Annotated in this window: 11 protein-coding genes; 2 read left to right on the forward strand and 9 right to left on the reverse strand. The window is 59.0% G+C overall.

Going from position 1 to position 11,444, the window contains the following annotated elements; all coding sequences use genetic code 11:
• Together ACFPM8_RS17565 and ACFPM8_RS17570 are read right to left on the reverse strand one after the other, a co-directional pair.
• The coding region (locus ACFPM8_RS17565) for a cache domain-containing protein (protein ID WP_378999372.1) at positions 1-699 on the reverse strand (699 nt) is incomplete at its 3' end.
• A 714-nt stretch (positions 700-1,413) separates the two neighbouring features.
• Entirely contained in the window at positions 1,414-3,411 is a 1,998-nt protein-coding gene (locus tag ACFPM8_RS17570) for a methyl-accepting chemotaxis protein (protein WP_378999374.1), read from the reverse strand.
• A 317-nt stretch (positions 3,412-3,728) separates the two neighbouring features.
• Here ACFPM8_RS17570 and ACFPM8_RS17575 point away from each other — a divergent pair, with 317 nt between their 5' ends.
• Positions 3,729-4,901 (forward strand): low temperature requirement protein A, encoded by a 1,173-nt coding sequence (locus ACFPM8_RS17575; protein WP_378999376.1) that lies wholly within the window; start codon positions 3,729-3,731, stop codon positions 4,899-4,901.
• Between the two features lie 113 nt (positions 4,902-5,014).
• On the opposite strand, the gene ACFPM8_RS17580 is transcribed toward ACFPM8_RS17575, so the two are convergent.
• From ACFPM8_RS17580 to ACFPM8_RS17600, 5 genes are all read right to left on the reverse strand, one after another.
• The gene (locus ACFPM8_RS17580; RefSeq protein WP_378999377.1) at positions 5,015-5,404 is read right to left on the reverse strand and encodes an ACT domain-containing protein; all 390 of its coding nucleotides are present in this window, start codon (positions 5,402-5,404) and stop codon (positions 5,015-5,017) included.
• Positions 5,401-6,519: a histidine decarboxylase gene (locus ACFPM8_RS17585; protein WP_378999379.1), complete on the reverse strand. Its 1,119-nt coding sequence runs from the start codon at positions 6,517-6,519 to the stop codon at positions 5,401-5,403. Before ACFPM8_RS17585 ends, ACFPM8_RS17580 begins: the two co-directional genes overlap by 4 nt.
• Before the next feature lie 168 nt (positions 6,520-6,687).
• Entirely contained in the window at positions 6,688-8,034 is a 1,347-nt protein-coding gene (locus ACFPM8_RS17590; RefSeq protein ID WP_378999381.1) for a sensor histidine kinase, read from the reverse strand.
• Positions 8,010-8,672 carry a response regulator transcription factor gene (locus tag ACFPM8_RS17595; protein ID WP_378999383.1) on the reverse strand — a complete coding sequence of 221 codons (663 nt, stop codon included), beginning with the start codon at positions 8,670-8,672 and terminating at the stop codon, positions 8,010-8,012. Before ACFPM8_RS17595 ends, ACFPM8_RS17590 begins: the two co-directional genes overlap by 25 nt.
• 241 nt (positions 8,673-8,913) lie before the next feature.
• Positions 8,914-9,231, reverse strand: coding sequence for a PepSY domain-containing protein (locus tag ACFPM8_RS17600; RefSeq protein WP_378999385.1), 318 nt, complete (start codon positions 9,229-9,231; stop codon positions 8,914-8,916).
• A 143-nt stretch (positions 9,232-9,374) separates the two neighbouring features.
• Between ACFPM8_RS17600 and dinB the strand changes: the two genes are divergently transcribed.
• Positions 9,375-10,439: a DNA polymerase IV gene (gene dinB / locus ACFPM8_RS17605; RefSeq protein ID WP_378999387.1), complete on the forward strand. Its 1,065-nt coding sequence runs from the start codon at positions 9,375-9,377 to the stop codon at positions 10,437-10,439.
• Here the strand turns inward: dinB and ACFPM8_RS17610 are convergent.
• Complete coding sequence (locus ACFPM8_RS17610) at positions 10,436-10,855, reverse strand: TIGR02594 family protein (RefSeq protein ID WP_378999402.1); 420 nt, start codon at positions 10,853-10,855, stop codon at positions 10,436-10,438. The two genes, dinB and ACFPM8_RS17610, sit on opposite strands and share 4 nt — an antisense overlap.
• A gap of 186 nt (positions 10,856-11,041) precedes the next feature.
• Complete coding sequence (locus tag ACFPM8_RS17615; RefSeq protein ID WP_378999389.1) at positions 11,042-11,302, reverse strand: hypothetical protein; 261 nt, start codon at positions 11,300-11,302, stop codon at positions 11,042-11,044.
• Positions 11,303-11,444: the final 142 nt, after the last annotated feature.

An 11,444-nucleotide genomic window follows, 5' to 3' on the forward strand; every position in this document is an offset into this window, starting at 1 on the left:
ACGGACGCTGCTGTTCTCTTTGGTACGTTCGATGTCGGCCAGTTTTTGCGCCGACAGCGTGCCGTCCAGCGTCGATACCGGTTTCAGCGCCATTGCCGCATTCGGATGGGCGATGATGGTGCCGCCGCCATCGACCAGGAAGGCAAAGCTGTTGGGGGTCGGTTTGATGGTGTTGACGTTGCGGATCACCGAATCCAGCTCCACGTCGCTGCCGGCAACCGCTTTAAGGCCGCTCTTGGCGGTGCTCGGCTCGGCGAATGTGACCACCAGTTTGCCGGTGCTGGCGCCGACATAGGGAGCGGTCAGGACCGGTCCGCCGGCTTGCGTGGCTTTGATATACCAGGGCCGGGCGGTCGGATCGTAACCTGGTTTCTGGGCGCGCGGCGAGACCATCCGCTTGTCCGCGTAGCCGATGTAGGCAGTGTCGAATTCGCCTGCCTTTTTGGCTGCGATGATGAACGGCAGAGGATCGGCCGCATCGACCGACAAGGTGATCGAGGTGACGATGGCGGCCTTGGAATGCACCCATTCCGCAATGCCGGAAGCATGATCGCCGGCCAGTTGCAGCATTTGCGCATTGAGCGAATCGAGCGTGCGGTTGCGGGTGGTGGTGTAGTTGGCGAAAGCCAGGATCAGCAGCGCCAGAACCACGATGGAGACGCAGATGGCGATGAGTCGTGTACGAAGAGTTGAAAACATGAAAGGAAAATCCTGTTGAAGGAGTGGTGCCGGTCACATCAGGCTCAAACATCGCGATGGCTATGGCTGACTCTGGTATGGCTGGCGGTCTATCGGGCACCTCTAAAAACCGTAGCGAGCGACCCAAGGTCGGGGCGAGAAGCGGAGCCGTACGAGTGTACGGTGAGCATCGCAGCCCCGAGATTGGGCCGCGCAGTAGGTTTTTAGAGGTGCCCTATTGTGTTGCTCTCAGGATATCCCTAGCGATGCACGGACGATCGCGGGATGAGGCCCGTTTTTTGCTGACTTCTTGCTCAATCGGAACCCTGCCCTGCTGGTTAATGGCGTCTGCCCGATGTGATGCGCGAATAATTAATGAGTAAGAAGACGTGTAATAAGTAGGGTGGATGAGCACAGCGTTATCCACCGTTGGATGTGCCACAGGTGTTTGACGCATCCAGAACGGCGGAAGGCGCTACGCTTTTCCGCCCTACGCCGCTGTTGCTTGATGGCGTCTGCCCGATGTGATGCGCGAATAATCAAAGAGTAAGAACACGCGCAATAAGTAGGGTGGATGAGCGCAGCGTTATCCACCGCACCGGCCGCACAACATGCGACAGAGGTATGCATGGCGGAATCCGTTGTGTCTCCGAAATAAAAAACCGCGCGCAGATTGCATTGCAATGCGCGCGCGGTTTGGTCCAGGCCAGCCCGGATCACTGTCACGTCAAGTCATTAAAACTGTTCCCAATCCTCCGCAGAACCAGCACTGGCTGGTGCATTGGCAACCTTTTTATGGTCGTTACCTAGCGCTTTGGCCGGGCCGGCCTTTCTGCTCAAGGACATCACGCTGGCATTCTTCAGCTGCGGTGCGGTCTTCGCGTTCAGCTGCACGCTTTTGGCGGCCGGCGCCGGCTTCAAGGTCGGCATGCTGTGCGCGGCGTCCAGCTTGAACATGCTGACCACTTGCGACAGATTGCCGGCGTGGTCTTGCAGCGAGGCGGCAGCAGCAGCAGCCTCTTCCACCAGCGCGGCGTTTTGCTGTGTGACTTGATCCATCTGGCTGATCGCCTGGTTGATCTGGTCGATGCCGGTGCTTTGTTCCTGGCTGGCGGCGGTGATCTCGGCCATGATGTCGGTCACCCGTTTGACGCTGTCGACGATCTGATCCATCGTCACGCCGGCTTCGGCCACCAGCTTGCTGCCGACTTCGACTTTATCCACCGAGTCGCCGATCAAGCCCTTGATTTCCTTGGCGGCGGTGGCGCTGCGCTGGGCCAGGTTGCGCACTTCGCTGGCGACCACCGCAAAGCCTCGGCCTTGTTCGCCGGCCCGGGCCGCTTCGACTGCCGCATTCAAGGCCAGGATGTTGGTCTGGAACGCGATGCCGTCGATCACGCCGATGATGTCGACGATCTTCTTCGACGAAGCATTGATCGAATCCATCGTGTCGACCACTTGCGACACCACGGTGCCGCCCTTGACCGCGACGGTCGAGGCGGAGACCGCCAGTTGATTGGCTTGGCGTGCATTGTCGGCGCTTTGCTTGACGGTGCCGGTGATTTCTTCCATCGAGGCAGCGGTTTCTTCCAACGAGCTGGCTTGCTGTTCGGTGCGCGACGACAGGTCGAGATTGCCGGCGGCGATTTCGTGCGAGGCGACCTTGACCGATTCGCTGGTGCGGCGGATTTCGCCGAGAACGTCGGCGATCTTGTCGACGAACAGGTTGAATGCGCTGGCGATCTGCGACAACTCGTCGGCGCCGTCAGCATCCAGACGACGGGTCAGGTCGCCGTCGCCGGAAGCGATTTCCTGCATCGCATCGCGGATCAATTCCATCCGCTTCAGCGCTTGCACCACCAGCACGGTCAGCACCAGCGCGGCCAGCGCGATGATCAGCAGCGCCGTGACGGCCGAGGTAATCAGCATCGAGGTCAGCGCTTGCGTCGCTTCGGCGTAATCCATCACCACCACCAGCATCCAGTCGGTGCCGGCGATCTTGCTGACAAACAGGCGACCGTCGCGGTCGTTGAGGCGGACGCTGCTGTTCTCTTTGGTACGTTCGATGTCGGCCAGTTTTTGCGCCGACAGCGTGCCGTCCAGCGTCGATACCGGTTTCAGCGCCATTGCCGCATTCGGATGAGCGATGATAGTGCCGCCGCCGTCGACCAGGAAGGCAAAGCTGTTCGGGGTCGGTTTGATGGTGTTGACGTTGCGGATCACCGAGTCCAGCACCACGTCGCCGGCGGAAACCGCCTTGACGCTGCCTTTGCCGGCGACCGGTTCGGCAAATGTGACCACCAGCTTGCCGGTGGTCGCATCCACGTAGGGAGCGGTCAGCACTGGTCCGCCCACTTGCACTGCCTTGGTATACCAAGGACGGACGGTTGGATCGTATCCGGCCGGCATTGGGTGCGGGGCGAACATCCGGCGGTCCGGGTAGGCGATGTAGGCATCGTCGAATTCACCGGCCTTTTGAGCTGCCTTGATGAACGGCAAAGGATCGGCGACGTCAGCCGACATGCTGATCGAGGTGACGATGGTGGCCTTGGAATGCATCCAGTCCGCGATGCCGGTCGAGTGGTCGCGGGCCAGTTGCTGCATTTGCTCGTTGAGTGATTCGAGCGTGCGATTGCGGGTGGTGGTGAAGTTGGCGGACGCCAGGATCACCAGCGCCAGAACCACGATGGAAACGCAAATGACGATGAGTCGTGTACGAAGGGATGAAAACATGATTGGTCAATCCTGTTGGGATTATGTGCCCGATGAGTGATGTCAGTCATATCAGCGGCAAACGTCTATATGAGATGTCTGACTCTGGCATGGCTGACGGCCTATTATTCTTGCTCTCAGGATATCCAAGTCATGCACGGACGATCACGGGAAGAAGCGCGCTTTTTGATCGCTTCTTGCCCAATCAGAACCTTGCCCTGTTTCCTGATAACGTCGCCGGATGCCGTTGTAGCGGCAGAATGCGCGGTGTAGACTCGCCTCACGCTGCCGGCCAAGGCCTGCGATCCCATCGACCGCTGATGAGAAGGCATTCAAAAATGACTATTTGGGGACAGGCCAATCTGATGCGGGCACGCGACGGCAGCGAGGCGAAAGTGCTTTCGGTCGAGCTGTTTTTCGATCTGGTGTATGTGTTTGCCGTGACCCAGCTATCGCACCATCTGCTGCACAACCTGAGCCTGCCGGGTGCGCTGCAGACCTTGATTTTATGGTTCGCGGTGTGGCTGGGCTGGCAATACACGTGTTGGGTCACCAACTGGTTCGATCCCGAGACCATGCCGATCCGCCTGCTGCTGTTCGCCATCATGCTGGTGGCCTTGCTGATGGCGGCGGTGTTGCCGGATGCGTTCGGCGCTCGCGGTCTGCTCTTTGCGGTTTGTTATGCGGCGATCCAGATCGGGCGCACCTTGTTTGTGGTGCTGCACCTGGGGCCTCGCCATGCGCTGACCTTCAATTTCCGTTTAATGCTTGGCTGGCTGTGCATTTCGGGCTTGTTCTGGATTGCAGGCGGATTGTCCGGCAGCGGCTATCGCCTGCTGTTCTGGGCACTGGCCGTAGGCTGCGAATATCTGTCGCCGATGGTCGGTTTTTGGTTGCCGGGCTTTGGCCGTTCCAAAACCGGGGACTGGACCGTCGAGGGCGGTCATATGGCCGAGCGCTGCCAGCTGTTCGTGATCGTCGCGCTGGGCGAGTCGATCCTGGTGACCGGCGCCGGCATCAGCCAGATGGCGCTGTGGACTGCGCCGGAGCTGATCGCTTTCCTGGTGGCGTTTGTCGGCAGTCTGGCGATGTGGTGGATTTATTTCGACACCAGCAGCCAGGCCGGGACCGAAGCCATTCTGCACGCGCCGGAACCGGGCCGGATCGCCGCCTATTTTCATTATGTGCACGTGATCATCGTGGCCGGGGTCATCGTCGCCGCGGTCGCCAACGCGCTTACAATTGCCCATCCGGCCGCTGCGATCGACGTCACAGCGGCGGCGGTCCTGGTTGCTGGACCGGTGCTGTATCTGTTAGGGAATGGGATCTACAAAACCGTGGTGTACGGCCGGTTCCCGCTGTCGCACCTGATTGGCTTGAGCGCATTGGCGATATTGGCGCCGCTGGCCTACCTGACGGATCTGCTGATGGTGTCGGGCTTGACGGTGCTGGTGTTGCTGGTGGTGGCGACGCAGGAGAGCATTTCGCGGCGGCGCATCCGTCGCCGTTAAAACTCGCTGGCGACGTTAACGCATTTCATGGCAATTTACACATCGCTCTTGATCAGTTGGGGACAGAGTAATTCGCCGCGCTACGGCGGCTCTTAAACTCTGTCCCGCAATTTTTAAAACGCCAGCGTCTGCAACAGCTTCCTGGCCACCGCATCGTTATCGGTGCTGAGGGCGACGAAGCAGTGTCCTTCCTGGCGCTGCAAGGTGCTGATGCCGCGGATCGACAGTTTGGCGTCGGTCAATTCGCGCGTAATTTGCGCCAAGGCGCCCGGCCGGTCGTCGATCCGGATCGTGATCAAATCATCGGACACCGCTTGAAACCCCTTGTCGATCAATACATGCATGGCCTCATCCGGACGGTCGACCACCAGTTCCATCACCGCCAGGTGGTCGACGGTTTTGCCGCCGAAGCTATCAATATTGATGTGTTGCTGCGCGAGTATTTCCGCGATCTCGGCCATCAAGCCAAGCCGGTCTTGCGTAATCAGTTTGATCGCCTTCATGTTGTCTCCTGTGTTGGCTGGGCCAGATCGGCAATCAGCGCGTCGATATTTTCCTTGGTTACGCCGGGCATCACGATCAGGTGACTGACATCCTGCGTCGCCAATTGCCATTTGTTTTTGATCGCATCGGCGACTTTTGGGAACACCACGGTCAATGCGTTCGGATTGCGCCAAGCGGCGATGCCATGCTGGTTCAGCGACTCCACCGCATAACGGGCCAGCTCCTGACAGTGCGCCAGCCGCTGGCGCAAGCCCTGCTCGCCCATGACCTTGATCGCGTACCACAGCATCAGCGGCGTATACGCATTGCGGGAGCCGGTGATCGTGGTGTCGAGGCTGCCGATATAGCCGATGGTGCGTCCGATCCGCTCGACATTGCGCTTTCTGGCGATGACGACGCCGCACGGCATCGGCGCGCCGATGAATTTATGGCCGCTGATCGCAATCGAATCGGCGCCGTCGGCAAAGTCGAATGCTGGTTTGGGATCGAGAAAAGAGGCGAACGGACCGCAAAACGCGCCGTCGCTGTGGATGTAGCGGTTGAGCACCACCAGGTCGTCGAGTATGTTCTGGATGCGCCGGATATCGTCCTTGCCCTCCTTCATCGTGGTGCCGATGTTGGCGAAAATGATGGCCGGCACGTCGCGATGCAGACGCACGCTTTCCTTCAAATCCTCGTAATCGATTTCGCCGTTTTCCTGGGCCCGGATCATGATGTGGCGCAGGCCGAGAAAATGGACATTCTTGGCGACGCTGTAATGGGTATCTTCCGAAAAATAAACGATGCCGTTCGGGTATAGCTCACGCGCCAGGTACAAGCCGTATAAGTTGCCTTCGGTGCCGCCGTTGGTCACATAGCCCCAGTAATCGGTCTTCGGCGCGCGGTACAGGTTCGCGAAAAAATCGACCACTTCGCGCTCGAACTCGCGCGTACCGAGGCGGTAGGTGCTGGACTGGAACGGGTCGCCGATGTTATTGGAAGGAAATTTCAGGAAGCGATACAGCGGCTCGTAATCGAAATCGCGTGCCACCGGATAACCAAGAAAGGTATGACTGGCCTCTTGCATCGAATCATAGAGAGCGTCTAGGCGGGCTTGGTCTTGGCTGGTAAGCATAAAAAACTCATCTGGAGAGGATATGAATAAATAAGCAATGTCATCTTTATCTAAATGACATTCGCAATCCGACATTTTCCATCAAAACAGGTGGTCGCAGAGATGAGTTTTGGGAGTTGTGCCTGATTTACATGCGCCCGCAAGCAACACTGATGCCCTCAGAAAACATTACTTTAAGCGCACAGTCACGCGCAAGCCCCTGGCTGCCGGATCCAGATTGGCATCGGCCAACACAATCGTGCCGCCCATCCGATCGACTATCGCCTTGACGATTGCCAACCCCAATCCCGAGCCGATCTCATCGTTGCCGAGGATGCGATAAAACGGATCGAAGATCCTGTCCCGTTCTTGCACAGGTATCCCGGGGCCGCTGTCCGCCACTTCCAGCTCCACCCATCCTTGCTGCCGGCCGACGCGCAGGTCGATGCGGCCGCCGGCGGGGGTATAGCGAATGGCGTTGTCGAGCAGGTTTTTAACCAAGGTCGTCAGGTCGATTTCTTGCGCCGGCAAGCACACATCCTGTTCGCTGACGACGCCCAGGTCGATGCCCTTGGCCTCGGCCACCGGCATCAGTTGTTCCAGCACCCGGCGGAACACCGCCAGCACCGATATTTCTTTATTCTCAACGCTTGGTTCGGTTTGCGAACGCGCCATGCTCAACAGTTGATCCAGCAATAGCCGGGTCCTTTGCAGCCCTTGGCGCATGCTCGCCAGCCGCGGCAGCGCCGCCGGCGGCAGCCCGGTGCGTTCCAGATTTTCGGCTTGCAGCGACAAGGCGGTCAGCGGCGATCGCAGCTCATGGGCGGCGTCCGCGACAAAGCGCCGCTGCATCTCGACCGCTTGCGCCACCCGCTGCAGCAGGCGGTTGATGGAAGCGGTCAGCGGCCGGATTTCGGCCGGCACATGGGCATCGTCCAACGGGCTTAAATCGTTCTCGCTGCGCTGATCCATCGCAGCCGACAATCTTGCCACCGGTTTCAGCATCTGCCGCACCAGCAAGATGACCAGCAAGCTCAGCAGCGGTATCAACACGACAAATGGGGCCAGCGTCCGCAGCCCGCTGTCGCGCGCGATTTCGTCCCGCACTTCGGTCCGTTGCGCCACCGCCAGGCGGTTGCCGGCACGCAGTTCCTTGACAAACAGACGCCAGCTTTTGTCCCTTACAGTCAAGGTTTGCATACCCTCTTTCACATCGTCGGGCAGCTTCAGACTGCGCTTGGCGGACATTGCCGATACCCGATCCTGGCTTGGCAGCACTTGCACAATCACGCGCGCATCGGACTCCGGATCGTGCTCGGAGGTCTCCAGGATATGGCTGCCGAGCGGCAGATTGTTTTGCACGATGAGTGCGGCAATCTGCCGCAATTGATTGTCCTGGAGTTCGTTCGCATCCTTGAAAGCAAAGACGAACGAGAACGCACCGGCGCCCAGCGCCACCGTCACGATCGCCATCGAGAGCCAAAGCGAGAGCCGGACTTGCAAGGAACTGTTCAGGTATTTTTTGACACCATCCATCCGACGCCTCTTATGTTCTTGATGGCCGCGGCCCCGAGTTTTTTACGGATCGAATAGATCAGGAATTCGACCGCATTGCTTTCCACTTCTTCATTCCAGCCGTACAGACGGTCCTCCAGCTCCTGCCGCGACAAGATCGCTCCCGGCCGCATCAATAGCGCCTGCAGCAGGCTGTACTCGCGCGCGGATAATCGGCTGGCATTGCCTTCGAAACTGGCTTCCCTGGTAACCGGGTCCAGCGACAGACTGCCGTTGCTCATCAGCGGGCTGGCGCTGCCGCTTTTCCGGCGCATCACGGCCCGCATTCTGGCCAGCAGCTCGCCCATCTCGAACGGCTTCAGCACGTAGTCGTCGGCGCCTTGATCGAGGCCGCGGATGCGGTCTTCGACCGCGTCGCGGGCGGTGACGATCAACACCGGCACCGGATTTTCCTGGCTGCGCAGCTGCGCCAGCACCTCGAACCCGTTGCGGCGCGGCAGTCCCAAGTCGAGCAATACAAGGTCGTAGTTTTGCGCCACAATCGCGGTCAGCGCCAGTTGCCCGTCGCGCACCCAATCGACCGCATAGGCGGCATCTTTCAACGCTTGCTCGACGGCCTCTCCTATCATGTGATCGTCTTCCACCAGCAACACTCTCATTGCTTTGTCCTTGTGCTTAATCTGTGGGCACTTCGAAAAACCGTAGCGAGCGGCCCAAGGTCGGGGTGAGAAGCGCAGCCGTACGGAGGTACGGCGAGCATCGCCGCCCCGAGATTGGGCCGCGCAGTAGGTTTTCCGAAGTGTCTCCGCGATGCTACTTTATTTCAGCCTCCAGCCAATGCCGAAGCGGCCCGCCGCACCGATAGGCAGGGCGAGCCGGACCTCAGTTTAATTGCCTGGTTCAATCCTTATCGTGCTCCTTCTTTTCTTCGGTCGAAGACAAAACCGTGCCCAGATCGGCGTCTATCTTCACTTCCATGACCTTGCCGCCGCTGGCAACATCGACTTCGTACAAGGACTTGCCCCTTTTATGCTTAAATTCGGCGCTGAGCGCCTTGCCGTTGGCATTCTGTTCAGCAGTGGCAATTGCTTGGGTCAAGGTGATTTTTGCCTTGCTCATCGCCACCGCGTCGCTGGCAATTGGCTCGGCAGCATAGGCGAAGGCAGCCATGGAAGTCAGCAAAACGGCGACGGTAGCGAGTTTTTTATAGCGGTTCATGGTCAATCTCCAAAAAGCACGCGGGAATTGCGTGAAATGAAGATTAAGCGGCCAAACTTAGCGCTTCCTTAGCGCCTGCAAACAATATTTCGCAACGGTAAAATGAGCAGGATTTTCCAGCATCAAATTTCCCCGCCATCATCGTGACCACCCCGCTCAGAAAAATCATCCATTGCGATTGTGATTGCTTTTACGCCGCCGTTGAAATGCGCGACGACCCGTCGTTGCGCACGCTGCCGGTAGCAGTCGGCGGCAAAGCCACGCAACGCGGCGTCATCGCCACTTGCAATTACGAGGCCCGGCGCTTCGGCGTGCGTTCCGCGATGGCGACGGCGCAAGCGCTCAAGCGCTGCCCCGGTCTGGTGATCCTGCCGCCTTCGATGGACAAATATCGTGCCGCGTCGGCCCAGATCCTGGCGATTTATCACGATTACACCGACATCGTCGAGCCGCTCTCGCTGGACGAGGCTTTTCTCGACGTTTCCCGCGCCACCCACTTCAAGGGCAGCGCCACCTTGATTGCGCAAGACATCCGCGCCCGCATCGAACAAACGGTCGGCATCACCGCCTCGGCCGGGATCGCGCCCAACAAGTTCCTGGCGAAAATCGCCAGCGACTGGAACAAACCGAATGGCCAGTTCGTGATCAGACCGGCGGAGGTCGAGGACTTCGTGGCCGCGCTGCCGGTCGAGAAGCTATTCGGCGTCGGCAAGGTGACGGCGGAAAAATTGCAGCGGCTGGGAACCCATACTTGCGCCGACCTGCGCAACTGGTCGATGGCCGATTTGCAACATTATTTCGGCAAATTCGGCGAGAGATTGTATGACTTGTCGCGCGGGATCGATCCGCGCGAAGTGTGCCCGACGCGCGAACTGCAATCGATCAGCGTGGAAGAAACCTACTCCGTCGATTTACCCGATCTGGCGGCTTGCCTGGCGCAGCTGCCGGATCTGTTCGGCAAACTCGAAGGCCGGATACGGCGCTCAACCACCGAGCGTCATATCAACAAGCTATCGGTAAAAATCCGCTTTGCCGATTTCCGCCAAACCACTGTCGAATGCCTGGGCACGGCACCGGACCGGATGCTGTTCCAGAAGCTGATCGAAACCGGATTTCAGCGCGGCCGGCAAGCGGTCCGGCTGCTGGGCATAGGCGTACGCTTGACCGAGGATGCGACCAGGAATCAGCTGGAAATTCCGTTCGATTAAGCATAATCGTCGGGCCGCGGCCAGCGATAACCGAGCACGTCCGCCAGCGGATAAGCAAGTTCGCAGACTTGGTCCAATTGATTGCCGCCGAGCAGATAAACATACTGGGCGTCGGTCCTCAAGAAAAAGCCCACGTGCCCGCGCCAGCTGGCAGGATCGTCCCGGCTCAGAACCGCGATGCAGCCAAGCTGAGGCTGATCCAGCGCCTGCCCCCATTCCAGCCAGGAGCGCGCCAGCGCAGAGCCGGTGCCGCGAATGCCGACTTCGGCCAGGCACCAGTTGACGAACGACGAGCACCACGATGCCTTGTCGTCATAGCCCCGGATGTTGGTGTCGGCGTGATATTCGGTAATGCGCGCATTGCTTTGTCCGGACGGGAAGCGGGCCACGCCCATTTCGCCTTCGGCCACGCGCATCCAGTTGATTTTTTTCATGAGGCTTTGGGTAAGGAAGAGGCTGGTAATTTTTCTGCGGCCCCGTGACTGGGAGCGGGCAGGTAGGGCGGAAAAGCGCAGCGTCTTCCGCCGTTCTGGATGCGTCAAATGTCTGTGGCACATCCAACGGCGGATAACGCTGCGCTCATCCGCCCTACTTCTGGCACGTTACTCTTTACGCGTTTTCTTGCTCTCGAATTCTGCGCGCATCACATCGAACAAATTGTGGCGGTCGGCGACCTGCTCGATGCAGGAATGGATCAAGCCATTGACCATTTCGTCGCGTTTGGATAGTTCGCGAGCGGGCCGCAACAGGCGCAGCACCTCATCCAGGCAGATCATGCCGAGACGTGCTGTTTCTATGGCTTCGTCGAGGTGGTTGGTTTCTGGACAGATCAGTTTTTTGTCAGGCGTGATAGCAAAGGTCATACGGGCTCCTATGGTGTGAGGTTTAATGAGCCGCGCTGTGCTGAAACGGGAGATCGAGTCGCCCAAAGGAACCTCCCCTTCAGGCTCTCACAGAACCGGACGTGAACCTCTCGATTCATCCGGCTCTTGTCGTTCAGCCCCA

Source organism: Paraherbaspirillum soli (assembly GCF_042654985.1).
Classification (GTDB): domain Bacteria; phylum Pseudomonadota; class Gammaproteobacteria; order Burkholderiales; family Burkholderiaceae_D; genus Paraherbaspirillum; species Paraherbaspirillum soli.

What these genes read in the sequence shown, in the direction of transcription:
- ACFPM8_RS17570 (WP_378999374.1), bottom strand. Translation starts at nt 3,411, where the DNA reads ATGTTTTCATCCCTTCGTACACGACTCATCGTCATTTGCGTTTCCATC.
- ACFPM8_RS17575 (WP_378999376.1), top strand. Translation starts at nt 3,729, where the DNA reads ATGACTATTTGGGGACAGGCCAATCTGATGCGGGCACGCGACGGCAGC.
- ACFPM8_RS17580 (WP_378999377.1), bottom strand. Translation starts at nt 5,404, where the DNA reads ATGAAGGCGATCAAACTGATTACGCAAGACCGGCTTGGCTTGATGGCC.
- ACFPM8_RS17585 (WP_378999379.1), bottom strand. Translation starts at nt 6,519, where the DNA reads ATGCTTACCAGCCAAGACCAAGCCCGCCTAGACGCTCTCTATGATTCG.
- ACFPM8_RS17590 (WP_378999381.1), bottom strand. Translation starts at nt 8,034, where the DNA reads ATGGATGGTGTCAAAAAATACCTGAACAGTTCCTTGCAAGTCCGGCTC.
- ACFPM8_RS17595 (WP_378999383.1), bottom strand. Translation starts at nt 8,672, where the DNA reads ATGAGAGTGTTGCTGGTGGAAGACGATCACATGATAGGAGAGGCCGTC.
- ACFPM8_RS17600 (WP_378999385.1), bottom strand. Translation starts at nt 9,231, where the DNA reads ATGAACCGCTATAAAAAACTCGCTACCGTCGCCGTTTTGCTGACTTCC.
- ACFPM8_RS17610 (WP_378999402.1), bottom strand. Translation starts at nt 10,855, where the DNA reads ATGCGCGTGGCCGAAGGCGAAATGGGCGTGGCCCGCTTCCCGTCCGGA.
- ACFPM8_RS17615 (WP_378999389.1), bottom strand. Translation starts at nt 11,302, where the DNA reads ATGACCTTTGCTATCACGCCTGACAAAAAACTGATCTGTCCAGAAACC.